24 protein-coding genes are annotated in these 26,172 nt (G+C 64.0%); 16 read left to right on the forward strand and 8 right to left on the reverse strand.

What is annotated here, in order from left to right:
* The 6 genes from eda (at window position 1) to AC0L23_RS06910 (ending at window position 5,039) form a co-directional block, all read left to right on the forward strand.
* Window positions 1-651, forward strand: coding sequence for a bifunctional 4-hydroxy-2-oxoglutarate aldolase/2-dehydro-3-deoxy-phosphogluconate aldolase (eda, locus tag AC0L23_RS06885; RefSeq protein WP_085385627.1), 651 nt, complete (start codon window positions 1-3; stop codon window positions 649-651).
* 59 nt (window positions 652-710) lie between these two features.
* Window positions 711-1,880 carry an acetyl-CoA acetyltransferase gene (locus AC0L23_RS06890; RefSeq protein ID WP_007609038.1) on the forward strand — a complete coding sequence of 390 codons (1,170 nt, stop codon included), beginning with the start codon at window positions 711-713 and terminating at the stop codon, window positions 1,878-1,880.
* A gap of 118 nt (window positions 1,881-1,998) precedes the next feature.
* Entirely contained in the window at window positions 1,999-2,205 is a 207-nt protein-coding gene (locus AC0L23_RS06895; protein ID WP_018459240.1) for a hypothetical protein, read from the forward strand.
* A 121-nt stretch (window positions 2,206-2,326) separates the two neighbouring features.
* Window positions 2,327-3,550, forward strand: a complete 1,224-nt coding sequence (locus AC0L23_RS06900; RefSeq protein WP_085352804.1) for a CaiB/BaiF CoA transferase family protein — start codon at window positions 2,327-2,329, stop codon at window positions 3,548-3,550.
* Window positions 3,547-4,683: a thiolase family protein gene (locus AC0L23_RS06905; protein ID WP_085352805.1), complete on the forward strand. Its 1,137-nt coding sequence runs from the start codon at window positions 3,547-3,549 to the stop codon at window positions 4,681-4,683. The genes AC0L23_RS06900 and AC0L23_RS06905 overlap by 4 nt, the downstream gene beginning before the upstream one ends.
* Window positions 4,680-5,039, forward strand: a complete 360-nt coding sequence (locus AC0L23_RS06910) for a Zn-ribbon domain-containing OB-fold protein (protein ID WP_085352806.1) — start codon at window positions 4,680-4,682, stop codon at window positions 5,037-5,039. The genes AC0L23_RS06905 and AC0L23_RS06910 overlap by 4 nt, the downstream gene beginning before the upstream one ends.
* A gap of 439 nt (window positions 5,040-5,478) precedes the next feature.
* Here the strand turns inward: AC0L23_RS06910 and AC0L23_RS06915 are convergent, their stop codons facing one another.
* Window positions 5,479-5,649 (reverse strand): hypothetical protein, encoded by a 171-nt coding sequence (locus AC0L23_RS06915; protein WP_158091581.1) that lies wholly within the window; start codon window positions 5,647-5,649, stop codon window positions 5,479-5,481.
* Between AC0L23_RS06915 and AC0L23_RS06920 the strand changes: the two genes are divergently transcribed.
* Together AC0L23_RS06920 and AC0L23_RS06925 are read left to right on the forward strand one after the other, a co-directional pair.
* The gene (locus tag AC0L23_RS06920) at window positions 5,648-6,175 is read left to right on the forward strand and encodes a carboxymuconolactone decarboxylase family protein (protein WP_085352807.1); all 528 of its coding nucleotides are present in this window, start codon (window positions 5,648-5,650) and stop codon (window positions 6,173-6,175) included. The two genes, AC0L23_RS06915 and AC0L23_RS06920, sit on opposite strands and share 2 nt — an antisense overlap.
* A gap of 26 nt (window positions 6,176-6,201) precedes the next feature.
* Entirely contained in the window at window positions 6,202-6,504 is a 303-nt protein-coding gene (locus AC0L23_RS06925; RefSeq protein WP_026233761.1) for a nucleoside triphosphate pyrophosphohydrolase family protein, read from the forward strand.
* A 5-nt stretch (window positions 6,505-6,509) separates the two neighbouring features.
* Here the strand turns inward: AC0L23_RS06925 and glsA are convergent, their stop codons facing one another.
* From glsA to AC0L23_RS06945, 4 genes are all read right to left on the reverse strand, one after another.
* Complete coding sequence (glsA, locus tag AC0L23_RS06930) at window positions 6,510-8,357, reverse strand: glutaminase A (protein WP_085352808.1); 1,848 nt, start codon at window positions 8,355-8,357, stop codon at window positions 6,510-6,512.
* Between the two features lie 22 nt (window positions 8,358-8,379).
* Complete coding sequence (locus AC0L23_RS06935; protein ID WP_085352809.1) at window positions 8,380-10,455, reverse strand: TRAP transporter permease; 2,076 nt, start codon at window positions 10,453-10,455, stop codon at window positions 8,380-8,382.
* A gap of 35 nt (window positions 10,456-10,490) precedes the next feature.
* Complete coding sequence (locus AC0L23_RS06940) at window positions 10,491-11,657, reverse strand: TAXI family TRAP transporter solute-binding subunit (RefSeq protein ID WP_085352810.1); 1,167 nt, start codon at window positions 11,655-11,657, stop codon at window positions 10,491-10,493.
* Between the two features lie 164 nt (window positions 11,658-11,821).
* Entirely contained in the window at window positions 11,822-12,043 is a 222-nt protein-coding gene (locus AC0L23_RS06945; RefSeq protein WP_018459231.1) for an acyl-CoA carboxylase biotin carboxyl carrier protein subunit, read from the reverse strand.
* Between the two features lie 94 nt (window positions 12,044-12,137).
* On the opposite strand from AC0L23_RS06945, the gene AC0L23_RS06950 reads away from it, so the two are divergent.
* The 6 genes from AC0L23_RS06950 (at window position 12,138) to AC0L23_RS06975 (ending at window position 21,068) form a co-directional block, all read left to right on the forward strand.
* Window positions 12,138-13,112 carry an IclR family transcriptional regulator gene (locus AC0L23_RS06950; RefSeq protein WP_085352811.1) on the forward strand — a complete coding sequence of 325 codons (975 nt, stop codon included), beginning with the start codon at window positions 12,138-12,140 and terminating at the stop codon, window positions 13,110-13,112.
* The gene (locus tag AC0L23_RS06955) at window positions 13,042-14,601 is read left to right on the forward strand and encodes an acyl-CoA carboxylase subunit beta (RefSeq protein ID WP_085352812.1); all 1,560 of its coding nucleotides are present in this window, start codon (window positions 13,042-13,044) and stop codon (window positions 14,599-14,601) included. The genes AC0L23_RS06950 and AC0L23_RS06955 overlap by 71 nt, the downstream gene beginning before the upstream one ends.
* 421 nt (window positions 14,602-15,022) lie before the next feature.
* Entirely contained in the window at window positions 15,023-16,720 is a 1,698-nt protein-coding gene (locus tag AC0L23_RS06960; RefSeq protein ID WP_085352813.1) for a GMC family oxidoreductase, read from the forward strand.
* A gap of 263 nt (window positions 16,721-16,983) precedes the next feature.
* Window positions 16,984-18,498 (forward strand): ATPase domain-containing protein, encoded by a 1,515-nt coding sequence (locus AC0L23_RS06965; protein WP_085352814.1) that lies wholly within the window; start codon window positions 16,984-16,986, stop codon window positions 18,496-18,498.
* On the forward strand, window positions 18,495-20,204 hold the full coding sequence (locus tag AC0L23_RS06970) for a response regulator (protein ID WP_085352815.1): 1,710 nt from the start codon (window positions 18,495-18,497) through the stop codon (window positions 20,202-20,204). Before AC0L23_RS06965 ends, AC0L23_RS06970 begins: the two co-directional genes overlap by 4 nt.
* A gap of 102 nt (window positions 20,205-20,306) precedes the next feature.
* Entirely contained in the window at window positions 20,307-21,068 is a 762-nt protein-coding gene (locus tag AC0L23_RS06975) for a hypothetical protein (RefSeq protein WP_317244448.1), read from the forward strand.
* A gap of 219 nt (window positions 21,069-21,287) precedes the next feature.
* Here the strand turns inward: AC0L23_RS06975 and AC0L23_RS06980 are convergent, their stop codons facing one another.
* The 3 genes from AC0L23_RS06980 to AC0L23_RS06990 all read right to left on the reverse strand — a co-directional run bounded on the left by AC0L23_RS06980 (window position 21,288) and on the right by AC0L23_RS06990 (window position 24,799).
* Entirely contained in the window at window positions 21,288-22,583 is a 1,296-nt protein-coding gene (locus AC0L23_RS06980; protein ID WP_085352817.1) for an MFS transporter, read from the reverse strand.
* 106 nt (window positions 22,584-22,689) lie between these two features.
* Window positions 22,690-23,886, reverse strand: coding sequence for an acetyl-CoA C-acyltransferase (locus AC0L23_RS06985; protein WP_085352818.1), 1,197 nt, complete (start codon window positions 23,884-23,886; stop codon window positions 22,690-22,692).
* Between the two features lie 142 nt (window positions 23,887-24,028).
* Window positions 24,029-24,799, reverse strand: coding sequence for an enoyl-CoA hydratase (locus AC0L23_RS06990; protein ID WP_018459221.1), 771 nt, complete (start codon window positions 24,797-24,799; stop codon window positions 24,029-24,031).
* A 151-nt stretch (window positions 24,800-24,950) separates the two neighbouring features.
* Here AC0L23_RS06990 and AC0L23_RS06995 point away from each other — a divergent pair, with 151 nt between their 5' ends.
* Both AC0L23_RS06995 and AC0L23_RS07000 read left to right on the forward strand, forming a co-directional pair.
* The gene (locus AC0L23_RS06995; RefSeq protein ID WP_085352819.1) at window positions 24,951-25,490 is read left to right on the forward strand and encodes a PaaI family thioesterase; all 540 of its coding nucleotides are present in this window, start codon (window positions 24,951-24,953) and stop codon (window positions 25,488-25,490) included.
* Between the two features lie 59 nt (window positions 25,491-25,549).
* Window positions 25,550-26,170, forward strand: coding sequence for a TetR/AcrR family transcriptional regulator (locus AC0L23_RS07000; RefSeq protein ID WP_018459219.1), 621 nt, complete (start codon window positions 25,550-25,552; stop codon window positions 26,168-26,170).
* The last annotated feature ends 2 nt before the right edge of the window (window positions 26,171-26,172 follow it).

Raw genomic sequence — 26,172 nt, forward strand, 5'->3', positions numbered from 1 at the left:
ATGACCACGACTGCCCAACAGAACCACCTCGCCGCGCTGTTCAAGGCCGCGACTGTCATTCCCGTCCTCACCATCGAGCGTATCCAGGATGCGGTGCCGCTGGCGCGTGCGCTGGTGGCCGGCGGCGTCCGCACGCTGGAGGTGACCATGCGTACCCCTGTTGCGATCGAGGCGGCGAGGGCGATGATGGCCGAGGTGCCCGAGGCGGTGGTCGGCATCGGCACGATTCTCAATCCGGCCGACTTTACCCGTGTCGAGAAGCTCGGCGTTGCGTTCGGCATCAGCCCGGGCTTGTCCCCGGACCTCTTGAAGGCCGCCACCCATAGCTCCTTGCCGTTTGCGCCGGGTATCGCCACGGCCTCCGAGCTGATGATGGCGCTGTCCTACGGCTTCGACATCGCAAAATTTTTCCCGGCCGAGCAGGCCGGCGGCATCAAGGGGCTGCGCTCGCTGGGTGGGCCGTTCCCGAACGTGCGGTTCTGCCCGACCGGCGGGGTCGGCGAGGCCAATGCGGCAACCTGGCTCGCGGAGCCCAACGTGGTCGCGGTCGGCGGTTCCTGGCTGTGCCCGACGGCGGAGATCAGGGCCGGGAACTGGGCCGGCATAACTGCCATCTGCCAGCGCACCCTCGAGGCCCTTAAACCCGCGTGAAGTCTTGCCATCCCTGAGCTAAGACTTAGGTCAGCAAGAGACCGCCAGGGAGAATGACCATGACCGCCAGCATCGTCGGATGGGCGCATACGCCGTTCGGCAAGTTCGACACCGAGACTGTGGAAAGCCTTGTGGTGAAGGTCGCCAATGAGGCGCTGGCGGATGCCGGCATTTCGGCCGGCGATGTCGACGAGATCGTGCTCGGCCATTTCAACGCCGGCTTCTCGCCCCAGGATTTTACCGCCTCGCTGGTGCTCCAGGCCGACCCGAAGCTGCGCTTCAAGCCGGCGACCCGGGTCGAGAACGCCTGCGCCACCGGCTCCGCCGCCGTCCATCAGGGCGTGCGCGCGATCGCGGCCGGCGCGGCCAGGATTGTCCTCGTTGTCGGGGTCGAACAGATGACGCGCACGCCGGGCCCGGAGATCGGCAAGAACCTGCTCAAGGCGTCCTATCTTCCCGAGGACGGCGACACTGTCGGCGGCTTCGCCGGCGTGTTCGGCAAGATCGCCAGCTCCTATTTCCAGAAATACGGCGACCAGTCCGATGCACTGGCGCTGATCGCGGCCAAGAACCATAAGAACGGCGTCGCCAATCCCTTCGCCCAGATGCGCAAGGACTTTGGCTTCGACTTCTGCCGCGCCGAGAGCGAGAAGAACCCCTACGTCGCCGGCCCCCTGAAGCGCACCGACTGCTCGCTGGTCTCGGACGGTGCCGCTGCCCTGGTGCTGGCCGACGCGGAAACCGCCAAGGGCATGAGCAAGTCGATCGGCTTCCGCGCCACCGCGCACGCCCAGGATTTCCTGCCGATGTCCAAGCGCGACATCCTCCAGTTCGAGGGCTGCACGGTCGCTTGGCAGCGCGCACTGGAGAAGGCGGGCGTTACACTTTCCGATCTCTCCTTCGTCGAGACCCATGACTGCTTCACCGTCGCCGAGCTGATCGAGTACGAAGCGATGGGCTTGACGCCGCGGGGGCAGGGTGCCCGTGCCATCAAGGAAGGCTGGACGCTCAAGGACGGCAAGCTGCCGGTCAATCCGTCCGGTGGCCTGAAAGCCAAGGGCCATCCGATCGGCGCCACCGGCGTCTCCATGCACGTGATGACCGCGATGCAGCTCGCCGGCCAAGCGCCCGAGGGCATGCAGCTTAAGAATGCAAAGCTCGGCGGCATTTTCAACATGGGCGGTGCGGCGGTTGCCAACTACGTCTCCGTGCTGGAGCCGCTGAAGTAAGGCTGCTGCACGGTAGGCAAGGCGTGAAGCGCCGTGCCCACCTTCTTATCTTGCGCTAGATCATGGTGGGCTCGCTGGGGGCCCTTAAAGCTCTTGATCGATTTGCAGGGGATGCATCATGAGCAATGACTACGAAGATTCGCTGTCGATGGACGCACTCAACGATCGCATCGCGATTCTCGAGGACAATATCCGCCAGCTCATCGAGCAGGCCGCGGCCGCCTCGGGTGAGCAGAACGAGTCGCGGATCGCTGACCGCATCAACCAGCAGAATGATGAGCTCGACCGCCTCCTCAAGATTCGCGATTCCCGTCAGAAGAAATAGCCGCCTTTCGCCGCCGGCGCATGCGGCCATACGCCGGCGGCTCTTGCGCATGCGCCGCCACTGCCGTTAGCTGGACCGAGATCGCAGGCCTCACTTGAGGCCGCGCAATCGGGAGCGAACGATGGGGCCGCTGAAGGGCATCAAGGTCGTCGACATGACCACCGTGCTGATGGGCCCCTATGCGACCCAGATGCTCGGCGATTACGGCGCAGACGTCATCAAGGTGGAGTCTCTGGACGGCGACGTCACCCGCCTGATCGGCCCGATGCGGCACGCAGGCATGGGCCCGGTGTTTCTCAACACCAACCGTAGCAAGCGCTCGATCTGCCTTGACCTGAAGAAGCCCGCCGGCCGCGAGGCCGTGCTGCGCTTGCTGAAAGACGCCGACGTTCTCGTCTACAACGTCCGCCCGCAGGCTATGGCGCGGCTTCAACTCGGCTATGACGTTGTTGCCAAGATCAATCCGCGTCTGGTCTATGCCGGCGTGTTCGGCTTCGGCCAGGACGGGCCGTATGCTGCAAAACCCGCCTATGACGATCTGATCCAGGGTGCCACCGCGCTGCCGGCCTTGATGGCGCAGACCGGTGACGGTGTGCCGCGCTATGTGCCGAACGCACTGGTCGATCGCATTGTAGGCTTGGCTGCCGTGGGCGCGATCTGCGCCAGCCTCGTGCACCGCGACCGCACCGGCCGCGGCCAGCGCGTCGACATCCCGATGTTCGAGACCATGGCCGGCTTCGTCATGGGCGACCATATGGGCGGATTGACCTATGAGCCCCCGCTCGACAAGGGCGGTTACGCCCGCCACCTCTCGCGCGACCGCCGGCCCTACAAGACATCGGACGGTTATCTCAGCGTCATCGTCTACAACGACAAGCAGTGGGAGAACTTCTTCAAGGCGACGGGACGCGACGACCTGCGCGCCGACGCGATGTTCGCGACATTCGCCGGCCGCGCCGCCAATATCGACGTCGTCTATGCCGAGCTCGCGCGCATCTTCGAGACGCGCAGCACCGCGGAATGGATCGACCTGCTCACCAAGGCCGACGTGCCGGTGATGCCCATGCACGACCTCGCGTCGATGCTGCACGATGAGCATCTGGAGGCGACCGGCTTTTTCCCAGTGGTGAACCATCCAACTGAAGGGCCGATCCGGAGCATGAGGGTGACGGCCACCTGGTCCGAAACCGAAGCCGAACCGGTGCGGCTCGCGCCGCAGCTCAACGAGCACGGCGCGGAAATCCTGCGCGAGATCGGCTATTCCGCCGACGAGATCGACGCCATGGTCCGCGATGGCGTCACCCGTTCGCCGCCCCGGAATGACGATGCACTGGTGCGCCCATGAGCTTCATCACCGGCGTCGGTCTCACGCCTTTCGGCAAGCACGAAGACTCGTCCTCGCTGGAGCTGATGAGCAAGGCCGCGCAGGCTGCGCTCGACGATGCCGGGCTCAAGCGTGCCGAGATCGACGGCATCCTCTGCGGCTACTCCACCGTCTCGCCGCACATCATGTTGGCGACCGTTTTTGCCGAGCATTTTGGCATCCGCCCCAGTTACGCCCATGCCGTCCAGGTCGGTGGCGCGACCGGGCTCGCGATGACCATGCTCGCCCATCATCTCGTCGAAGCGGGCGTCGCCCGCAATGTGCTCGTCGTGGCCGGCGAGAACCGCCTCACTGGACAGAGCCGCGACGCCTCGATCCAAGCGCTGGCGCAGGTCGGCCATCCCGACTACGAACTGCCGCTCGGCCCGACCATCCCCGCCTATTACGGCCTCGTCGCTAACAGATACATGCACGAGTACGGCGTGACGGAAGAAGACCTCGCCGAATTCGCGGTGCTGATGCGCACCCACGCCTGCACTCATCCTGGTGCGCAATTCCAGGATCCCATCGAGGTCGCTGACGTCATGGCCTCGAAGCCGGTGGCGATGCCGCTGAAGCTGCTCGATTGCTGCCCGGTGTCCGACGGCGGCGCAGCCTTCGTCGTCAGTCGCGAGCGGACCGGAGAGGCCGGCGTGCGCATTCGCGGCTGTGCCCAGGCTCATACCCATCAGCACGTCACTGCAGCGCCGCGCTTAAGCGAACTCGGCGCCGAGATATCCGTCGCCCGCGCCAGGGAGGCCACCGGCCTGGCGATTTCCGACGTGCGCTACGCGGCGATCTACGACAGCTTTACCATCACGCTCGCGATGCTGCTGGAAGATCTTGGCCTCGCTGGCCGGGGCGAGGCAGCCGCGCGCGTGCGCGTTGGCCATTTCAGCCGCAATGGAGCGATGCCGCTGAACACCCATGGCGGCCTGCTCAGCTACGGTCATTGCGGCGTTGGTGGCGCCATGGCGCATCTCGTCGAAACGCATCTGCAGATGACGGGGCGGGCGGCGAATCGTCAGGTGCGCGACGCCTCGATCGCGCTGCTGCACGGCGACGGCGGCGTGCTGTCGTCTCACGTCAGCATGTTCCTGGAGCGGGTGCGATGAGCGAGCGTCTAGCCGACTGGACCAAGGGCGAACAGGCCGTCATTTATCAGACCTGCACCGCATGCGGCCATGTGCAGTATATTCGTCGCGCCTTCTGCGCGGCCTGCGGCGCGTCCGATCCGCGCGAGCAGTGCGCCAGCGGCAAGGGCAGGGTCTACGCGACGTCGCTGGTCTGCCGCGCCGCCACGCCCGAGACGCGCGCGTACGTGCCCTACAACATCCTGCTGGTCGATTGCGCCGAGGGTTTTCGCATGATAGCGCATGGTGAGAATGATCTCGCCATCGGCGATGAGGTCAGTGCGAGCTTCAAACTGTTCGCCGGCAAGCTGGTGCCGTTCTTCGCCAAAGACAGATAGCGAACTTTGGATGCTCGAATGTAGCCCGGATGGAGCGAATCGAAATCCGGGTTTTCGCCTCACCGACAGACTTTCCCGGATTGCGCTGCGCTCCATCCGGGCTACTGCAGCAAAGCGAGCGGTGGGATCCGTCATTCGGGGGCGGTCCTGAGAGACCGAGCCTGGAACGGGAATTCTGGGCCTGGCCTGTGCGAGGGCCACCCCGGAATGACGAAAGCTCTCACCCGACTCTTAACTAGCGCCCGTAGAACAGGATGCTGGCGATGACGAGCATCGCCATCACCGCCAGCATATGCGCGAACGCTTCCGAGGCCGCCCCCTTGGTGGCTTCCTTCATTCCATTTTCTCCCTAGACTTGGGCGTGACTCATCGATGCGCGGTTAGCGCCCAACGGCCAATTGTTTTTACTCGGAACACCCCTTGCGAGTATCCGCCGCGATCAAGTCCCCACGCGGCGAATATCGACTGTGCCAAGGTCGTTCAGCAATGCGGCGGCATTTTGACTCGATGTTGTTGCTCCTGCGGACGCGCAAGAATACAGTTTCGTGGAAATTTCGCCGCTAACGACAAAAAGCATCAAAGGCTTAGGGAAAAACTTCAGGAAAATCATGGCCCGCATCAACTACAGCGACCCGTCCAAGGCATCCGACCGCACCCGCGAGATCCTCGACAAGAACCGCAATGCCAACATCTTCCGGATGATGTCGCATTCGCCGAGCTATTTCGAGCAGTACTGCCGGCTCGGCGGCGCCATCCGCCACAAGGGCGAGCTCGATCCGATCGTGCGCGAACTCGCGATCACCCGCACCGGCATTTTGTGCGAGGCGCCGTATGAGATCGTCGCGCACAAGCGCATCGGCAAGAATGTCGGCGTCACCGACGAGCAGAACGAGGCGCTCGAGAACTGGCAGGCCGCGAACTGTTTCAATGAAGTGCAGCGCGCCGCGCTCGCCTTCACCGACGAGATCGTCAAGCTGAACAAGCCGACGGATGCGACCTTCAAGGCGATCTCATCGAAGCTGACGCCGGCCGCACTGGTTGAACTGCAGCTCTCGGTCGGATTCTACATCATGACGTCAAAGTTTCTGGAGACCTTCGAGATCGACCTTCAGCCGGTCACCGAAGTGGTCGGCTGATCGAGCAATTGCTGTGAGGGATGCTCATGACGATCGATGAATATGCCGCCTGGGCTGCAACGATTGCGAAAGTCGATGAGCGTCCGTCGAACGAACGGCTGTCCTATCTCGGGCTCGGCCTCGCCGGCGAGTCCGGCGAAGTCGCCGACCATATCAAGAAGCTGCTCCGCGATGACTGGCTCGACCAGGCGGGCCTCGTCGAAGAGCTCGGCGATGTCATCTATTACTGGGCCTGCCTCTGCGTGGCGACCGGCCAGCAGCCATCGGAGCTGCTCAAGACCAGTGCCGCCAAGATCAAGCGGCGGATCAGCGAGGCGGCGAGCCGCTAGGCCGCTCAGGTGGAGGTCAAGATATCCACTTTGGCGTTGGCGACGATCAGGCGCTCGGCCAGAAGCTGCGCAAGATTGCGCATGATGCGTTCGCTGGCGTGCGGGTGCTGCTTGCGGAAGCGCTCGAACGCTTTCAGAGGCGCCTCGAACGCGGTCGCAGCCATATCCGCGAACACGTCCGCGGAGCGGGTGGTCTCGATCAGGGCCATCTCGCCGAACGCCATGCCGGCGGTGAGTGTTGCGAGCCGCACTCCGTCGGGCAGGGTGACATGCACCGCGCCGCTGCGCAGGAAGAACAGGGAATCGGCTGCGGCGCCAGTGGTGAGGATTTTCGCGCCAGACTGATAGATCCGGATCGTGCAGATCGAGGCGAGGTCGGTCAGCTCTTCCGCGCTGAGGCCTGCGAGCAGCGGCTGCTCGGAAAGCTCGGTGGTCTCGTGAAAATCGATCGAGCCGCCATAGCGGTAGACGATCTGGTCTTCGGCCCATTCGATCGCGGTGTCGAGCACATAGAAGTCGCGGACGTTCTTCAGCTCCGCGGTCCACTCCCGCAGGCTGTCCCATTCTTTGGAGGCGCGCCTGACGCCTGACAGGACGACGGTCACATTCAGCGCCGCCAGCTCCTCGAACGCTTCAGCCACCAGCCGCGCCCCGGCGCGTGTGGTGGAGGTGACGCGGTGGAGATCGAAAATCACGAATTGCGGCCGCGGCCGGCCCGCAAGCCGGCGTGAGACATAGTCGACCGCCGACAGCGACAGCGTGCCGACCAGCTCGATGATCCGCACCTCCTGCTCGTGGGCTGCGAGAATATCGCGCTCCTGCGGGCGGCGCACGCGCCGCGACGGGCTCTTGCCGATGTCGTAATCGGCGATGACGGCGTTGCGTGCGTCGTCGCTGCGGTTGAGCATATGCAGATCGTAATGCGAGGACAGCGCCTCGCAGACCTTGATGCCGCGCACGCTGTTGCCGTGCTTGTCGAGCCTTGGCGAATAGCTGCCGAGCCCGAGGCGGGCGGGGAGTGCGGCGAGAATTCCGCCGCCGACGCCACTCTTGGCGGGGATGCCGATCCGATAGATCCATTCGCCGGCATAGTCGTACATGCCCGACGACGTCATCACCGACAGCGTGCGCGAGATCGCGTAAGGCGTCAGCACCTGCTCGCCGGTAACCGGGTTGACGCCACGGTTGGCGAGCGTTGCCGCCATCACCGCGATGTCGCGCGCGGTGACCAGCACCGCGCATTGCCGGAAATAGACGTCGAGTACGGCCGCGACATTGTCCGAGATCACCGCATTGGTCTTGAGGAGATAGCCGATGGCGCGGTTGCGGTCGCCGGTCTGGCTTTCGGAAGCGTAGACGGCCTCGTCGACGGCGAGGTCGCGGCCGGCAAAACGACTGAGCGCGAGGCGAATTTGCTCGAAGGCGTCCGGACCCTTGCTGTCGTGGATCAGCCCGGTGCAGGCGATCGCGCCGGCATTGACCATCGGGTTGAATGGATGATTCTCCGAGTTGAGCCGGATCGAGTTGAAAGGATCGCCGGAGGGCTCGACGCCGATTGCGCTCTCCACCCTGTTTGCGCCGAGCAGGTCCAGCGCCAGCGCGAACACGAACGGCTTTGACATCGACTGGATGGTGAAGGGCGCCCTGGAGTCGCCGACCTCGTAGACATGACCGTCCAGGGTCGCGAGGCTGATGCCGAAACAGGCAGGATCGGCCTTGCCGAGCTCGGGAATGTAGTCGGCGACCGCGCCCGAGGTCTCTGCCGAGAATTCGTTGAGGCAATTGTCCAGAAACCGCAGCAAAGGCGGCTTCGAGCGCGTCCAGGCGGTAGCGAGAGGCGAAAGCGGTTTCATTGCCTCTCTTTGTGCAACGCAATCAGGGCACGCGCAACCCGTCCGGCACCACGGTCTGCCGCCGGACCAGCAGCAGGGCGAGCAAAATCGTGGGGATCAGGATGGCGAGGCCGAGCAGCGTCACCTGCATCTGCGACAGCGGCATGATGCCGCCGCCGGGGGTGGCCACCACGAAACCGCCGATCACCAGCAGCACGCGGATGGGCCACTCCAGCGCACCGGCGCCGCGGAGATCGCCGACGAAGGGCTGGTAGCCCTGGATGCCGCCGCAGATGAACAGCGTGCCGAACGCCGCGAGCGCCATCAAGCCGAGACCGGCCAGATAGGGGCTCGGCCCCTGCAGCACCAGCGCGGGATTGAGCACGAAGAAGAACGGGATGAAATAGATGATGCTGCCGACCCACATCGATTCCCAGCCCGTCTTCATCGCCGGCGAGCCGGCAATACCTGCCGCTGCGAATGATGCAATCGCGACCGGCGGGGTGATCGACGACAGCATGCCCCAGTAGAAAATGAACATGTGCACGGCCATCTTGTTCAGCCCGAGCTTCTCCAGCGCGGGTGCGACCAGGATGGCGAGGAAGATGTAGCAGGCCGTCGTGGTCAGGCCGAGCCCGAGAATCAGGCTAGTCAGGGCGCACATGCCGAGCAGCAGGAACGGATTGTCGCCGGCGATATGCAGCAGGTCGTTGGCGAGGCTCGACACCACGCCGGTCATCGAGAAGGCGCCGATCAGCAGGCCGCACCCGGCGAGGATGCCGACAAGCTCGACGAAGGTGCGGCCGTTGACCTCGAGGAATTTGCCGATGGTCGCGACAGTCCAGCGCGTGTCCTTCGAGAACAGCTGGTTGAGCACAAGAAGCAATGCGGTGGCGTAGAATGGCGCATGGCTCTCGCGCTTGAAGTAGAGCAGCATCACGATCAGAAGGGCGATGACGAAGACGTAGTACCAGCCATCCTTGATCGTATCCATGACCCGCGGCAGCTCCGCGCGCGGAATGCCCTTCAGCCCGTGTCGTGCGGCGTAGGAATCGACCTGCATGAACAGGCCGATATAATAGAGCGCGGCGGGAATGACGGCCGCGATCGCGACATCGGCGTAGCTGACATTGAGGAACTGCGCGATTACGAAGGCGGTCGCGCCCATCACCGGCGGCGCCAGCACCGCGCCGGTCGAGGCACAAGCCTCGATCGCGCCCGCATAGGAGGCGCGAAAGCCGCTCTTCTTCATCACCGGAATGGTCATGGTGCCGGCGGTCAGCACGTTGGAGATGATCGAGCCTGACATCATGCCGAGCAGGCCGCTGGCGAAGATGCACACCTTGGCCGCGCCGCCGCGGAACGTGCCACACAGCGCGAAGGCGAGATTGATGAAGAACTTTCCGGCGCCGGTCATCATCAACGCGGTGCCGAACACCAGGAAGCCGATCACGGTGTCGGCAAACGCCTGGATGGGAATGCCGAGCAGGCTCTCGCCCGACAGCACGTGATAGGCGGTCGCCTGCTCCAGCGTCGACTGCGTGCCGCGGAACGGCCCGAGCCAGCTGGATTCCGCGAACAGCGGATAGACGGTGAAGGGAAGCACGCTCAGTAGCAGGCTCCAGCCGCCGGTGCGGCGCAGCGCCTCCATCAACATCACCCACATCACGAGACCGGCTGCGATCACGCTGTTCGGCGCGCCGCCGAATTCCCAGCCGGCCTCGGCGGCCTTGCGGACGTTCGACATCAACAGCAGCGCGGCGGCAAAGGTCACGACGAAGCAGAGAAGGTCATACCAGGGAATGCGATCGAGCGGCGCGCGCGGGGTCCCCGGGAAGATCAGGAACGTGAACGGCAGCATCAGGGCGATCAGGAGGTAGAAGTATTCCGTGTTGAGCTGGGTGTAGCCGACGAAGAAGCGCAGCGAGAATTGCTGGTTGATGCAGAGCAGGATGGTCGCGGCGGTCGCGAGGACGAGTAGCCAGCGCCAGGCGCCACGCAAGCTTCGCACGCGCGTAACTTCCGCTTCCTGCATGTTGGCGGCGGCGCCATGCGGATCGTCGAACACGATCCGCTTGGCCTCGTCCTGGGAGGGGGTGGAGACTGAAGCAGACGACATGATCGACCCCGGGCGTGGACAATTAACGCTGTGAACTAATCCTCGAACCCGTTCGGCATGTCGGCCTTCGCAAGCGCCGCGGCACGCGCCTTCATCCAGGCGTCGAGGAACGCCTTATCATCCGCAGGCGGATTGGATTTTCCGTAGTCGGTCCACGCGGCGCCAAGCACCTCTTGCCGCTTGATCAGTCCGTTGTTGTGCGCCTCCTGTGCGTCGTTCCATTGCCCGGCCTCCTTCAAAGCCTTCACCGCGCCGGGATGCACCGGCACCACCCAGTTCTTGGTCTGGCGATCGGCCGCAAGCCCGCCGGCGCCGGGCGCGGAGTCCTTGTAGGAATCGTAGTTCACGATCATCGCCTTGGTGATCGCATAGACCTGCTCGGGGGCTTGCGAGGCGTAGGCGACGAAGATCGGATAGGGATAGTTGCCGAGCTCGATCGGCTTGTCCGGCGAGATACCGGCGCCGCAGGTCGCGGTCTGCGGGAAGAAGAACGAGCCGACCTTCTGCATCCGTGCCCAACCTTCCTTGTCCTTGGCGGGCAGCGGCGGCCAGACCAGCCCGCGCGGCGAAGTATCGGCTTCCTTGGCGGGACCGGTGATGGTGGTGCCGAAGGCCGCATCGGTGTCGTTGTTGATCAAGCCCTTCCACATCGCGCCGTAGCTTGCGAACTCGACGATCTTGACGTCCTTCTGCGTCAGGCCGGCGAAGGCGAGCACCGCGAGCGAGTTCTGGTTCAGTGCCGGCGAGCCGACGACGAAGCCGACGCGCTTTCCCTTGAGGTCCTTCAGCTCCTTCACCCCCGTATCCGCGGCCACGCCGAGCGAACCGCAATTGCAATCAACGCTCGAGAGCAGGATCTGGAGCGGCTGCGGGCCCCATTCCCTGGAGCCGAACTCGAACACGCCCTCCTGCGCGAAATATGTCCCCGATCCCATCGCCGCGGAGACCGCGCGCTTGGCGCGCAGCGGCGCCAGACGCGCGACATCGTTGCCTGCGGGGAGCACGCGCACGTCGGTCGAGTATTTGTCCTTCATCATCTTGCCGACGCCGACCGCGATGTTGAAGCCGGCGGTACCGGTGTCATAGGCGGTGAACGTCAATGTTGCCGGCAGCTTGATGTCGTCGGCGAATGCATAGCGTGTAGACACAAAAGAAAGGCCTGCCACCACGGCAGGCGCGAGCATGATCAGCCCACGACGCATGTTTCCCTCCAATGATCCTCGCGTTTGCCGCGACGATTTCTTTCTTTGTTTGAAACAGGTTTTGTTTGAGAGATCATGTCATCGCGGTCAGGCGATGGCAACGCCGTACCGCGAACGCAGCAATGAGGCTGACAGAATGTCGCGGAAAACGACGGAGAATGCAGTCAGCTTGCGACGATTGCGATCGCCTGTCCTTCGGTAACGACGTCGTCGAGCTTCACCAGAAGCGATGTGATCTCGCCGCTCACAGGCGAAAGCACCGGTATCTCCATCTTCATCGCTTCGACCACCACAATCTCATCGCCATCTGCAACGGTTCCTCCAACTTGCACGGGAGTTGCGCAGACGCGTCCGGCGATCTCCGTGACGATCTTAATTTCTGGCATGCCATCGCCTTTTTGTTGTGGTCGCAAAATGCCTGAGGTAGTTTCTTCTGCAAGCGGAATTTAATTCCGCACAGCGGAACAAGCGGTAGGGATCATGGGACGACGTTCGGAGCGGTTGAGTAGACAAGGTGCGCTCGCTGGCGAAGCCGGTGAGGGTGATGTCATCCAGGTGGTGTCGCGCGCGTTCGACGTGTTGCGGTGCTTCGAAGGCCACGAGGCCAGGCTTGGCAATCTCGAAATTTCAAATCGCTGCGGCCTGCCGCGCTCCACGGTGTCGCGGTTGACGCACACGCTGACGCGGATGGGGCAACTGGTTTATCTGCCGCGCGATCAGAAATATCGCATCGGGCCGAGCGCGGTGGCGATGAGCGCCTCGATGATGAAGGGCGCGCAGCTGCGCAGCATGATCCGCCAGCGGCTCCAGGAAGTCGCCGAGCAACTGCCGGGCACCGTCGGCTTCGTGGTCCCCGATCGCTTCCATCTGGTCTATCTCCAGTTCGCGCGTTCGGCCTCGGCACTCGGGCTGCACGAGGGCACCGGCAGCCGCATCTCGATGGCCTCGACCGCTGCAGGCGCAGCCTACACCGCGGCATTGGCGCCCGAGGTCGGCGATGCCTTCATCGCGGACATGGAGCGGGAAGCTCCCGAGGCTGCGAAAATCCTGCGGCCCCGCATCGAGGCCAACCGGCAGTCGCTGCATGAGCGCGGCTATGTCGTGGCCTGCGGCCTGTGGAGCCCGCATATCAACGGGCTCGCGGTGCCGATCTGGTCGCCGCAATACCAGACCTTCGTCGTCATCACGATCGGTCTTCTGTCGGCGATGTACGACGAAGAGCGCCTGCATGCCGAAGTCGCGCCGCTGATGCTCGCGCTCGGCCGTTCGCTCGGCAGCCTGATGGAGGGCGCGGAAGGCGACGTCTTCAACGCCCGCATCCCGCGTAAACCGGTCGCCATGGCCGTGCACAACAATAACAAGCCGATCAATTCGGAGGGAGTGAATGAACTGGAAGCCGGAACTCGACGAGCTCGCCCGGCGCGAAGCCTTCGCGCGGGAGATGGGCGGCGTTGACAAGGTCAAGCGTCAGCATGACCAGGGCCGACTGACTGTTCGGGAGCGTATCGACAGACTGACCGACAAGGGCAGCTTTCACGAGATCGGCGCCGTCTCCGGCGTCGGTGAATACGATTCCAACGGCGAGTTGCAGAAATTGACGCCGGCGAACTGCGTGTTCGGCCGCGCGCGCATCGAAGGCCGCACCGTCGTCGTGGTCGGCGACGATTTCACCGTGCGCGGCGGCTCGGCGGACGCGTCCATCTCCGCAAAACCGCTGATGGCGGAGGAGATGGCGCATGATCTCCGCCTGCCCATCGTCCGCATCATCGAAGGCTCCGGCGGCGGCGGCTCGGTCAAGACTATCGAGACCAAGGGCGCGGCGAACTTGCCGGGCGGCATCGGCGGCACACGCTGGTATCGCTTCACCACCGACAATTTGTCGCGCGTGCCCGTGGTCGCGCTCGGCCTCGGCTCGGTCGCAGGGCTCGGTGCCGCGCGTCTTGCCGCCAGCCACTATTCCATCATGACCCGGAAGTCCGCGATGTTCGTCGCAGGTCCGCCGGTGGTGAAGGCGCTGGGGCAGGACCTCTCGAAGGAAGAGCTCGGAGGCGCCGACATCCAGACCCGCGCCGGCGCGGTCGATCATGCCGTCGACACGGAGGAGGACGCCTTCGCCTGTGCGCGGCGATTCCTGTCCTATCTGCCGTCGTCGGTTTACGAGCTGCCGCCGACCTTGCCCTGCACCGACAATCCGGAGCGTACCGAAGAGACGCTGATGAGCGCGGTGCCACGCAACCGCAAGCAGGTCTACAAGATACGGCCGATCGTCGAACAGGTCGTGGACAAGGGCTCGTTCTTCGAGGTCGCCAAGAATTTCGGCAAGCCGATCATTGTCGGCCTCGCGCGGCTCGAGGGCAGGGCGGTGATGGTGCTCGCCAGCGACAGCTTTCACTATGGCGGCTCCTGGACGGCGGATGCCTGCCAGAAGGTCGTGCGCTGGGTCGACTTCGCCGAGACCTTCCATCTGCCGATCGTCTATCTCATGGACTGCCCCGGCTTCATGATCGGGCTCGATGCGGAGAAGGCGGGCACCATCCGCCATGGCGTTCGCGCTATGGCCGCGGTCAACCAGGCCACGGTGCCCTGGTGCACGGTGATCCTGCGCAACGCCTTCGGCGTCGCCGGCGTGGTGCATCAGCCCGCCGACCGCTTCTCGATCCGCTACGCCTGGCCGTCGGCCTATTGGGGCTCGCTCCCGCTCGAAGGCGGCATCGAAGCCGCCTACCGCGCGGACATCGACGCGGCCGAGGACAAGGCGGAGAAACTGAAAGAGATCGAGGACCGCCTCAACAAGCTGCGCTCGCCGTTCCGCTCCGCCGAAAAATTCTGGGTGGAGGAGATCATCGATCCCAGGAAGACGCGGTCGCTGCTGTGCGAGTTCGCGCGGCTGTCGGAGCCATTGCGAAAGCCAGGGCCGCCGGGGAATTTTTCGATCAGGCCGTAGCTTCAGCCGTCACTGCGAGCAGCTGTTGCCGATCTCAGCCTAATTGCAGTTCGGCAAAATTGATCTATCGCAACACGTCGCGTCCGATTGTCTGCAAGCGTCTCGTTTGAAACGAGGGAGAGACGTCATGACAAATGCGGGTAACGCGCTGCTTTGGACGGCCATATTTTTCTGCCTGTCGTTCGCTTCGATTTTTGTAGTCTGGTTTGCCGAGCGGTTGCGCGCGGGCTTCGTGAGGAAGCCGTAAAGCCTCCTCGGTTCGCTCCCTCGTCACCTGCTGACCGGACGGCGGATGCCAGCCGCCGGGCGGTGCCCTTGGCGTCGACGGCCTTGTGCTCGCGCTTTGCGCGGCAGCGATGACGTGACCTCAAAACAATAACGCGCTACGCTTCCCGGGCAAGAACAAGAGGAAGCGCCAATCGTGTATGACTTCATTATCGTGGGCGGCGGCTCGGCGGGGTCCGTGCTGGCCCACCGGCTCTCCGCGAGGAGCGCCAACAAGGTCCTGCTCTGCGAGGCCGGACAGGACACACCGCCCGGAGACGAGCCGGCCGAGATCAAGGACAGCTATCCGGGTACGGCCTATTTCGATCCGCGCTTCCACTGGACCGAGCTCAAGGTCACGACCCAGATCGTCAGCCACAACAATCCGGATGAAGGGCGCGCACCCCTGCGCAAATACGAGCAGGCTCGCGTGCTCGGCGGCGGCTCCTCGATCAACGGCCAGATGGCCAACCGCGGCGCGCCGACCGATTACGACGAATGGGAAGCGCGCGGCGCTGCGGGGTGGAGCTGGAATGATGTGCTGCCCTTCTTCAAGAAGGTCGAGCGCGACCTCGATTTCGACGGTCCCTACCACGGCAAGGACGGCCGCATCCCGGTCCGCCGAATCCCCAGGGAGCACTGGACGCGGCATTCGCAGGCGTTCGCGCAGGCCTTCCAGCAGGCCGGACATCAGTTCCTGCCGGACCAGAATGGCGAGTTCGTCGACGGGTTTTTCCCGGTGACGCACTCGAACCAGGCCGAGCAACGCGTCTCGGCTGCTATGGGCTATCTCGATCGCGACACGCGCAAGCGCGCCAACCTCACGATCTCCACCAACACGCAAGTCAGGGAATTGCTGTTCGAAGGCACGCGGTGCGTCGGGGTGAAGGCGGTGGTCGACGGGCGGGAGCAGGAATTCCGCGCCCGCGAGATCATTCTCTCCAGCGGCGCCATCCATTCGCCGGCGCATCTGTTGCGCGCCGGCATCGGCCCGGTCGGTCACCTCAGGGATATGGGCATTCCCGTGTTGATGGGGCTGCAGGGCGTCGGCCAACGCCTGATGGATCATCCCTCGATCTCGCTGTCGTCCTTTGTCCGCCGCGGCGCGCGGATGAACGAGCACACCAGGCGCCACATGCAGCTTGGCCTGCGTTACTCGTCCGGGCTCGAAGGCGTACCGAAAGGCGACATGTTCGTCGTGCTGCTCAGCAAATCGGCCTGGCACGCCGTCGGTGAGCAAATCGGATCGCTCCTGACATTCGTCAACAAGACCTATTCGGAGACCGGACAGGTCAAGCTTGCCTCGCGCGACCCGGCAGTCGAGCCGATCGTCGAATTCAACCTGTTGTCCGACCGGCGCGACCTTGATCGCCTGATGAGCGGTTTCCGCAAGATGGCGGCCGTGCAGATGAGCGACGTGGTCAGGGCCGTGACGGACAAGCCGTTCCCGGCCTCCTATACCGATCGTGTGCGCAAGATCGGCGTGGTCAACACCAAGAATCGGATTCTGACCAAGATCGCCGCGGCCCTGATGGACGGGCCGGCGGCGCTGCGCCACTACATGATCGACAATTTCGTGGTCGAGGGCTTCACCTTCGACGACGTCATCAACGATGACGAGGCGCTGGAAGCCTTCGTGCGCAAGGCCACGATCGGCGTGTGGCACGCCTCCTGCTCGTGCCGCATGGGCCGGACCGATGATCCGATGGCGGTGGTCGATCCAGAGGGGCGCGTCAAGGACGTGCAGGGCCTGCGCGTCGTCGATGCCTCGATCTTCCCGGTGGTGCCGTGCGCCAACACCAATTTTCCGGTCCTGATGTCGGCGGAGAAGATCGCGGCCGCGATGATGCAGTGAGCCGGCGCGGCTTTTCGGGCTGGCGAACCGCCTTGTCGACGCTGACCGTCCAGGACCGCTAGTGATACCGCAAAAGCTGAAATGGTGGGCGAGAACGGTTCCGCGGCCGACGGTCTGGCCGACATGCGTGCTTAGGCGGAACTTGGAACCCGGCTTCGGCGTTCTTTGCCAGATTTCGCCTTACGACTGAGACGGGCCGCTGACCGCGCGTCCCATCTCGGGGCCGGAGCGCACTGTCGGCGATGGAGCTTCACGGGGGTTCAATGATCAATTCATCAAGCCGGGCGCAAACCAGCGATCCCGGAGAGTTGCCTAGGATTTCGACCGGCAGTGACGGTCTCGACGATATCCTCTACGGCGGGCTCGATCCCAATCGCATGTACCTCTACGAGGGCCGGCCCGGCTCGGGCAAGACCACGATGGCGCTGCAATTCCTTCTCGAGGGCGCCCGTTGCGGTGAACGCGTGCTCTATATCTCCTTGTCGGAGACCAAGCGTGAGCTGACGCTGGTTGCACAGCGGCACGGCTGGTCGCTGGAAGGGGTCGACATCTTCGAACTGGTGCCGCCCGAGACGACGCTCGATCCGGAGCGCGAGCTCACCGTCTTTCACCCCGCCGAAATGGAGCTGAGCGAAACCACGGGCCTGATATTCAAGGAGGTCGAACGGATCAATCCCGCGCGCGTGGTGCTGGACAGCCTGTCCGAGCTCCGCCTCCTTGCGCAGAACCCGCTGCGGTACCGGCGCCAGGTTCTGGCCCTGAAGCACTTTTTCACCAACCGCAACTGCACGGTCATCCTCCTCGACGATCTCTCGTCCTCCCAGGACGACCTGCAACTCCATTCGATCGCGCATGGCGTCGTGATGCTCGAACAGCTCGCCATTGATTATGGGGCAGAGCGCCGGCGGCTTCGCGTGATTAAGATGCGCGGCATTCGATTTCGCGGCGGTTTCCACGATTTCACGATCGAAGCGGGAGGGGTGCGGATATTCCCCCGTCTGGTGGCGGCGGAACATCACACCTCGTTTATCGGTGAATTGACGCCCAGCGGCAATGCACAACTCGACCAGCTCCTGGGAGGAGGGCTCGAGCGCGGCACCAGTGCGCTGCTCTTGGGCGCCGCCGGTGTCGGCAAGTCGTCTCTCGCGCTGACCTATGCGATCGCGGCGGCAGATCGCGGTGAGCATGCGGTGTTCTTTGCCTTCGATGAAGGTCGCGGTACAGTGGAGGCCCGGGCTCGAACGCTGGGCCTGCCGCTTGAAAGCCATCTGCAATCGGGACTCATCCGATTTAAACAGATCGATCCCGCCGAAATGTCCCCCGGCGAATTCGCCGCCAATGTGCGCAACAGCGTCGAAAAGGACAACGCCCGAATTGTTGTCATCGACAGTCTGAACGGCTACCTCAACGCAATGCCGGATGAGCGATTTCTCATCCTCCAGATGCACGAGCTCCTGAGCTATCTCGGGCAGAAAGGCGTGCTGACCGTCCTGATCCTCGCTCAGCACGGGCTGGTCGGTCCGATGGAAACGGCTCTCGATATCAGCTATTTGAGCGATGCCGTGCTCATGCTGCGCTATTTCGAGGTCGGCGGAACGGTGCGGCGCGCCCTCTCGGTCGTGAAGAAGCGCAGCGGCAATCATGAAAATTCCATCCGCGAGTTTCGTCTTGGCAGTGCCGGCATTACGGTCGGTCCTCCGCTGACCGGATTCAGCGGCATCTTTTCCGGGAATCCGCGTTACTCGGGCACGGAGATACCGGAGGGGCTGTCGGAATGAGCGCCGACCGCGATCATTGCGTCCTCGTGTTTGCTCCGATTGGCCGCGATGGACCGGCATCGGTCGAGCTTCTCCGCAGTTCGAATCTCGTGGCAATCAATTGTCGAGGTCTGCCTGAACTGGTCAACGAGATGTCGGCTGGCGTGGGCGCGGTGCTTCTCGCCGAGGAGGGCTTGTTCGGAAAGGATACCCAGCCGCTGGCACATTGGATCGAGCGGCAGCCGCCCTGGTCCGACCTGCCCTTTGTCATTCTTACCAGCCACCGGGAGCAGCCGGCGGTGGTTGCCTGGCGCCGCAGCATCGTCGATACACTCCGCAACGTTTCGCTGCTCGAGCGCCCGGTTCAGCCGATCACGCTGACGAGCGCAATTCAATCCGCAATGCGGGCCCGCCGGCGGCAATATGAGATTCGGACCTTGCTGCAGGCGCGCGAGCGGACGGCCCAGGAGCTCGAGAAGCTCGTGGTCGAGCGCACCCGTGCCCTCGAGGAGGCCAACAAGCATCTGCGGGCCGAAATGGAAGAGCGCGCCCGCGTCGAGGAGACCCTTCGTCAGGCCCAGAAGATCGAGGCCATTGGGCAATTGACCGGCGGAGTAGCTCACGATTTCAATAATCTGCTGATGGTGATCTCCGGTGGATTGGACATGCTCGACCGACAGACCGATCCTGATCGGCGGCGTCGGCTGTTGGAAGGAATGGTTCAGGCGGCGCAGCGTGGTGCGGGCCTGACCAGGCAGCTTCTGGCTTTTTCACGGCGGCAGAAGCTCCGGCCCGAGGCCGTCGACATCCCCGCGCAGATCGGCGGCATGCGCGAATTGCTCGATCGGAGCCTGAGAGGCGACGTTCACGTCGAGTTCGATTTTCCGGAGGGGCTTTGGCCGGTTGAGGTCGATCCGGGAGAGCTCGAACTGGTCATTCTCAATCTGGCGGTCAACGCCCGCGATGCGATGCCGAACGGCGGTACGATCGTTGTCCGTGGCGAGAACCTGGCCGGCCTGAACGAGAACGAGATCGCGGGCGATTACGTTCGCCTATCCGTGGTCGACAGGGGTGTTGGAATGAGCCCCGAGATCCTGGCGCGGGTCTTCGAACCGTTCTTCACGACCAAGGATGTGGGGAAAGGCTCGGGCCTGGGGCTTGCTCAGGTCCACGGATTTGCGACGCAATCACGCGGGATGGTTCGAATAAAATCGATCGTCGACGAGGGCACCAGCATCGAGCTCTATTTGCCGCGATCCAGGAATATCCCTTCGGGTGAACGGCACCTCATCGACCTGAACAGGGCTCGGCCCAAGAAGGCCAATCAGGGCCGAATCCTCCTCGTCGAAGACGACGACGAGGTCGCCGCGCTCGTCAGCGAGATGCTTGCGCAGCTCGGTTACCAGGTCACGCGCGCGGCCAGCGCTGCGGCGGCTCTCGGTGCCCTAGCGGACGGCCGCTCCGTCGATCTGGTGTTTTCCGATATCATGATGCCGGGCGGCATGAACGGTGTCGAACTCGCGCGCGAGATCAGAAGAAGGCGAAGCGACATTCCGGTCCTGCTGACGAGCGGATACGCCGAAGCCGCGGTTCACGACGCCGAGCAGGCTGGGATCCGGATCCTGTCGAAACCCTACCACATCGACGAGCTCGCCGCAGCGCTCGGCGCTGCAAAATCGGACTTTGCGATAGCCACAGGAGCGGGGTTGGCGACGACTCGGGGCTGACCAAGCGCGCAACAATCACTGCCCGGGTTTATGGCTCGAGGGGCACCCTGCGCAATTGCGCGCTCGGGCCGGTCGACGCCCGTCGCTGAGCGGCGCGTGCACATGCGATCGCATTTCGGTTGCGACGACACGCGTTCGTTCTCTGCGAATATCTATCTCCGCCGCTACGTCTGGGCTATGAGGACTGCAGAAATCGGCCCGCTAATGAAGCCACTTTTGGCCGTTCTTTTAGCCGATTTCAGCCAAACTGTTATTGGTTTCTCATTGCCGGGGCAGGGATCTTCAATTTGGAGCCCTGCAATGTTCAAGGCAGTTCTTTCTGCGTGTCTCTTGGTTGCCCTCAGCTCCGTCGCTTCCGAAGCACGGACTTATCGCATTCATCAAGTACCTGAATGCAACGTCACGATGCCCTGCGACTTCTCATATGCGCAACCGCGCCGTGAGCGGACTTCCCGGTCCCCACTGAATCCCAGGTCCTCGCTACAAGCCTATCGCGCGACGCAATTGACAGTGACCGACGCGGGCGGCGCCCCGACGACGAGCATCTCCAGCGCCCGCATCGTCGGCAGTCGTCCGGCAGGGTGTCCTTCCTCCTTCTGCGGCTGCGGCGCGGCTCTGCGCGTGTTCGGCCGTATCGTGCCGGAATTGAATCTTGCGGCCAATTGGCTGCGCTTCCCGCGGACATCACCCGCACCGGGAATGGTCGCAGCGCGACGTGGACATGTATTCGTCCTCGAGCAGCATTTGGAAGGGGACACCTGGATGGCGTACGACGCCAACTCGGGCGGACACGCGACGCGAATGCATGCGCGTTCATTGCGTGGCTATACGATCGTCAACCCGCGCGGGGGGTCCCTCGCCTGAGCGGCCAGCCGACATAATTGCGACGCATGAACATCCGCAAGGCGTCTGTTGACGGTTACGGCAGGTTCGCCTTGCTGATTTTCGATCTGCGACGGCTGGTCGCGCTTTATTTCAGGTACGTCTTCCGCAATCGAGCGGCACCCCGAACCCGGACGACCCGCCTCGTGTCGGGCGGATCGGTGACGCCGCATTTTACGGCGTCACCGGCACCATCAGATACTAAGCCATCGCCGCTTGCGGCTTCGGCTTAGGTTGTCGCGACAGCGTCAGCACGATCAGCGAGGCGAACACGCAGAGCGCGCCGGCGATGAAGAAGGCGGGCAGGTAGCTCTGATAGACCGTCCGCGAGAGACCGGCGCCGAAGGCAGCGGTGCCCGCGCCGAGCTGGTGGCCTGCAAAGATCCAGCCGAACACCAGATTGGCGCGCTCAGGTCCGAATTTCTGCGCGGTCAGGCGCACCGTGGGCGGCACAGTTGCAATCCAGTCGAGCCCGTAGAACATCGCGAAGATCGAGAGCCCATAGAACGAGAAATCGCTGAAGGGGAGGAAGATCAGCGAGAGCCCGCGCAGGCCGTAATACCAGAACAGCAAATAGCGGTTGTCGTAGCGGTCCGAAAGCCATCCCGACATGATGGTGCCGAAGAAGTCGAAGATGCCCATTGCAGCCAGCAAGCCCGCGGCCTGCACCTGCGGGATGCCGAAATCGAGGCACATCGGAATCAGATGCACCTGCACGAGGCCGTTTGTGGATGCGCCGCAGACGAAGAACGTCGCAAACAGGACCCAGAACGCGCTGCTCTTCGAGGCCTCGCGCAGCGTGCCGAGTGCGACGCCGGTGATCGAGCCATGGCTGATGGGCGGCGCTGGCAGGGGTGTGGTGCCTTCGTCGCCGAACGGGCGCAGGCCCAAATCGCTCGGACGGTCGCGCATCGCGAGCAGGACCGCGAGGGCGGAAACACCAAGTGCGATGCAGACGAAGCCGAGCGCAAGCCGCCAGCCGAAGCGTTCGGTGAGGCTTGCCAGCAGCGGCAGGAACACGAGCTGACCGGTGGCGACGCTCGCGGTCATGATGCCGACGACGAGGCCGCGCCGCGCCGCGAACCAGCGCGTCGCGATGGTAGCGCCCAGCACCAGCGCGGTCATGCCGGTGCCGATCCCGATCACGACGCCCCACAGCGCGACGAGCTGCCAGACCTCCGTCATGCCGAGCGAGAGCACCAGCGCCGAGACCACGATGAGCTGCGCGGTCAGCGTGACATTTCGCAGGCCGTAGCGGTTGAGCAGGGCCGCCGCGAACGGCGCCATCAGCCCGAACAGGATGAAGCGAATCGACAACGCCGACGAGATCTCCGCCGTGCTCCAGCCGAATTCCTTCTGAAGCGGAACAATGAAAACGCCGGGCGCGCCGACCGTGCCGGCGCTGATCAGCGCGGTGAGGAAGGTCACGCCGACCATCACCCAGCCGTAGTGGATATTGCGGCGGCCGAGTGTTGCCGCGAGCCAGTTCGAGATCATTGGGCCTCAATCTTGATGGGCAGGCGAGAGCCTGCGCAAGTTTTCAGAATGGCACGGGACGCGTCTGTCGGAAATGACGGAGTTCCCTCATTTCCGGACGTTCTCGTCAGTGCGTCAGGCGCTCTACCGCGATCGCAGTAGCTTCGCCGCCGCCGATGCAGAGCGCGGCGACGCCACGCTTGAGGTTTCGCGCCTCGAGCGCATGCAGCAGCGTCACGATCAGCCGTGCGCCGGTGGCGCCGATGGGATGGCCGAGCGCGCAGGCGCCGCCGTTGATGTTGAGCTTGTCGCGGGGAATGCCGAGATCGCGCTGGGCCGCCATCGCCACCACGGCGAAGGCTTCGTTGATCTCGAACAGATCGACATCGCCGGCATTCCAGCCGACTTTGTCCAAGAGCTTGCGGATCGCCGGGATCGGGGCCGTAGTGAACCATTGCGGCTCCTGGCTGTGGGTGGTGTGGCCTTTGATCACGGCGAGAGCCGGCAGGCCGCTGCGATCGGCGAGCGAGCGCTTCGTCAGAACCAGCGCAGCGGCGCCGTCGGCGTTGGCGGAGGAGGCCGCCGGCGTGATGGTGCCGTTGGCGCGGAACGCCGGCTTCAGCCCGGGGATCTTTGCGGGATCGACCTTGAGCGGATGTTCGTCATTGGCGACGATGCGGGGGCCGGCCTTCTCACTCAGCGTGATCGGCGCGATCTCGGCCTTGAACGCACCGCCCTCGACCGCCTTGCGTGCGCGGCTGAGCGTTTCCATCGCAAAGGCGTCCTGGTCCTTGCGGGTGAACTGATAGGCTTCTGCGGTGGCCTCGCCGAAATCGCCCATGGAGCGGCCGGTCTCGTAGGCGTCTTCGAGGCCGTCCATCATCATATGGTCGATGATGCGATCATGGCCGGCGCGATAGCCGCCACGCGCCTTGGCGAGCAGATACGGCGCGTTGCTCATGCTTTCCATGCCGCCGGAGACGACGATCTCGGCCGAGCCGGCGCAAATGATGTCGTGCGCCAGCATGGTCGCTTTCATGCCGGAGCCGCAGACCTTGTTGACAGTAGTCGCGCCGGTGGCATCGGGTAGGCCGGCGGCCCGCGCCGCCTGGCGCGCGGGGGCCTGGCCCTGGCCGGCGGGAAGGACGCAGCCCATGAAAACCTCGTCGATTTTCTCCGGCGCAAGCTTGGCACGCTCCAGTGCCGCGCCGATCACGTGCGATCCGAGCTTGTGCGCGGCCAGCGGCGAAAGCTCGCCCATGAAGCGGCCGAGCGGTGTCCGGACGGCGGAGACGATGACGACGGGATCGGCGGCTTCGGCCATGGGTGAGACTCCGTGAGATGCCAACTATGTAAGATTACGGTCATCATATGATGCGGCGCAAAAAATGCAACTGCGCGGGGCATGAGAAATTGTCGTAGGTCGGATGAGATTTGCTCGTTCGATCGGACGAGGTGGAGAGCGCCTACCGCTTCCGATTCACAAACGCGCCCATCAGCCGCGTCGGCTCGTCCGTCAGGAACGACTCGCCGAAGACTTTGACGCTCAAATTTACCGACTCGGTCAGCGGCAGCTCCTCCCATTGCCGCAGCAATGCCTTCTGCGACCGCAGCGCCTCGGGGCCGCATTCGAGCAGGGCCTTCACGAGGTGCTCGACCTCGGCATCGAGCCCACCCTCCGGCGCGACCTTGTCGACCAACCCCCAGGCCAGCGCCGTCGGCGCGTCGATGTTCTCAGCGGTCATCACCAGCCAGCGCGCGCGGGCCCACCCGATCAGGCGCGGCAGCAGCGCGGCATGGATCACCGAGGGAATGCCGACCCGCACCTCCGGCATGCCGAAATGCGCATCACGGGCGGCGATCCGGAAATCGCAGGCCGCGGCGACTTCGAGCCCGCCGCCGAGGCACCAGCCGGGCATGCGCGCGATCATAGGGGCCGGGAAGGCGCGCACGGCCTCGCAGAGGTCGCGCAGGCGGCTGATGAAGGCCTCGGCGGACTTCTGGTCGAGCTTGGCCATCTCCTTGATGTCGGCGCCGCCGATCATGCTCTTCTCGCTCTGGCCGCGCAGCACCACGACCCGGATGCTGCGGTCGGACGAGAGCTGCTGCAGGCCTTCGCGCACCGCATCGGTGACGGGCGAGCTCAAAATGTTCAGCGAGCCGGCATTGCAGATCGCGACATGAACGACGCCGCGCGCATCGCGCGTCACCCCGCAGTGGTTGTTGAGCATTTCCATGAGAGGATCTCTGAGCTTCGTAGACGTGCGAATACGCCGGTCAGGTCACACTTCCGGGCCGAAACGCATTGCTTGTCAAGCCGGCGGGGAGGGAGTTGCCAGCGCTAAGTCCGCAGCATAGTATGATGAAAATCATACAAAAGAGGCCGCGATGACCGACATCGATCAACTCGACCTGTTTTCGCCTGCGGGCCGGCGCGAGCGGGTGGTTGAATGGCAGGTGCCTGCGCCGGTTGCGAAAGTGGCGATGGGCCTGTCAGGCATGGATGCGATGCTGGGCATCCGCGACGGAAGGCTGCCGCCGCCACCCTTTGCCAAGCTGATCGGCTTCATCATGGCCGTGGTCGAGCCGGGCCGGATCGTCATGGAACTCGAGCCGCGCGAGGATCTCGAAAACACCATAGGCCTCCTGCACGGGGCCACAGCCGCCGCGCTGCTCGACACCGCCATGGGGTGTGCGATCTCGACCCGGCTGGAGCCCGGGCAGGGCTCCGTCACCCTCGATCTGAAAATGACCTTCCTGCGTCCGCTCTCGGTCCGGTCCGGGTTGATCTCCGCCGAAGGCAAGGTGATCAAGCTGGGACGCCAGGCCAGCTACGCCGAGGGATTTGTCCGCGACGGTAAGGGGGCGCTTGCGGTGCACGCAACGGCGACCTTTTCCATGATCGGCAACAATTTTACCGGGAATTAATGCGCCGTCCGGCCGATATCCGTGTTATTAGATGACCCCCGACATCCAATGAGATCCGCATGCGCTATTCCCGGGAACACAAGCAGGAAACCCACGACCGCATCGTGAAGAAGGCTTCCGTGCGGCTGCGCGAAAAGGGCGCCCACGGCATCGGTGTCGCCGACCTCATGAAGGAAGCGGGCCTGACCCATGGCGGCTTCTACGCCCATTTCGATTCCCGCGAGGCGCTGGTGATCGAGGCGTTTGGCTACGCTATGGATCGCTCGATGGAGCACTGGCGCAAGCAATCCGATCAGGTCACGCCGGAGAAGCAGCTCAGTCAGATCGTTGAGACCTATCTCTCCGCGGTGCATCGCGACAACCCCGGTCACGGCTGCTCGATCCCCGCGCTCGGCGCCGAGATCGCCCGAGAGAGCCCGAAGACGCGAAAGGCCTTTGCCGGCAAGCTCGACGAGATGATCGAGATGATCACGGACTTCATCCCGAATCTGCCGCGCAAGGCCGCGCGCAAGCAGGCGATCGCGACGCTGGCGACCATGGCCGGCACCATGTTGCTCGCGCGCATTGCCGGCTCAAGCGAGCTGTCGGATGAGGTGCTGAAGACGGGCAAGGACAGCGCGCTGGACGGCGCGCGGCGTGAGCCGAAGGCTGCGGCGGCGAAAAAGGCGAAGCAGAGCTAGGC

This window comes from Bradyrhizobium sp. MI1.4, assembly GCF_055811315.1.

Coding starts and splice junctions, on each gene's coding strand:
- eda (WP_085385627.1), top strand. CDS start 1: ATGACCACGACTGCCCAACAGAACCACCTCGCCGCGCTGTTCAAGGCC.
- AC0L23_RS06890 (WP_007609038.1), top strand. CDS start 711: ATGACCGCCAGCATCGTCGGATGGGCGCATACGCCGTTCGGCAAGTTC.
- AC0L23_RS06895 (WP_018459240.1), top strand. CDS start 1,999: ATGAGCAATGACTACGAAGATTCGCTGTCGATGGACGCACTCAACGAT.
- AC0L23_RS06900 (WP_085352804.1), top strand. CDS start 2,327: ATGGGGCCGCTGAAGGGCATCAAGGTCGTCGACATGACCACCGTGCTG.
- AC0L23_RS06905 (WP_085352805.1), top strand. CDS start 3,547: ATGAGCTTCATCACCGGCGTCGGTCTCACGCCTTTCGGCAAGCACGAA.
- AC0L23_RS06910 (WP_085352806.1), top strand. CDS start 4,680: ATGAGCGAGCGTCTAGCCGACTGGACCAAGGGCGAACAGGCCGTCATT.
- AC0L23_RS06920 (WP_085352807.1), top strand. CDS start 5,648: ATGGCCCGCATCAACTACAGCGACCCGTCCAAGGCATCCGACCGCACC.
- AC0L23_RS06915 (WP_158091581.1), bottom strand. CDS start 5,649: ATGATTTTCCTGAAGTTTTTCCCTAAGCCTTTGATGCTTTTTGTCGTT.
- AC0L23_RS06925 (WP_026233761.1), top strand. CDS start 6,202: ATGACGATCGATGAATATGCCGCCTGGGCTGCAACGATTGCGAAAGTC.
- glsA (WP_085352808.1), bottom strand. CDS start 8,357: ATGAAACCGCTTTCGCCTCTCGCTACCGCCTGGACGCGCTCGAAGCCG.
- AC0L23_RS06935 (WP_085352809.1), bottom strand. CDS start 10,455: ATGTCGTCTGCTTCAGTCTCCACCCCCTCCCAGGACGAGGCCAAGCGG.
- AC0L23_RS06940 (WP_085352810.1), bottom strand. CDS start 11,657: ATGCGTCGTGGGCTGATCATGCTCGCGCCTGCCGTGGTGGCAGGCCTT.
- AC0L23_RS06945 (WP_018459231.1), bottom strand. CDS start 12,043: ATGCCAGAAATTAAGATCGTCACGGAGATCGCCGGACGCGTCTGCGCA.
- AC0L23_RS06950 (WP_085352811.1), top strand. CDS start 12,138: ATGGGACGACGTTCGGAGCGGTTGAGTAGACAAGGTGCGCTCGCTGGC.
- AC0L23_RS06955 (WP_085352812.1), top strand. CDS start 13,042: ATGAACTGGAAGCCGGAACTCGACGAGCTCGCCCGGCGCGAAGCCTTC.
- AC0L23_RS06965 (WP_085352814.1), top strand. CDS start 16,984: ATGATCAATTCATCAAGCCGGGCGCAAACCAGCGATCCCGGAGAGTTG.
- AC0L23_RS06970 (WP_085352815.1), top strand. CDS start 18,495: ATGAGCGCCGACCGCGATCATTGCGTCCTCGTGTTTGCTCCGATTGGC.
- AC0L23_RS06975 (WP_317244448.1), top strand. CDS start 20,307: ATGCGATCGCATTTCGGTTGCGACGACACGCGTTCGTTCTCTGCGAAT.
- AC0L23_RS06980 (WP_085352817.1), bottom strand. CDS start 22,583: ATGATCTCGAACTGGCTCGCGGCAACACTCGGCCGCCGCAATATCCAC.
- AC0L23_RS06985 (WP_085352818.1), bottom strand. CDS start 23,886: ATGGCCGAAGCCGCCGATCCCGTCGTCATCGTCTCCGCCGTCCGGACA.
- AC0L23_RS06990 (WP_018459221.1), bottom strand. CDS start 24,799: ATGGAAATGCTCAACAACCACTGCGGGGTGACGCGCGATGCGCGCGGC.
- AC0L23_RS06995 (WP_085352819.1), top strand. CDS start 24,951: ATGACCGACATCGATCAACTCGACCTGTTTTCGCCTGCGGGCCGGCGC.
- AC0L23_RS07000 (WP_018459219.1), top strand. CDS start 25,550: ATGCGCTATTCCCGGGAACACAAGCAGGAAACCCACGACCGCATCGTG.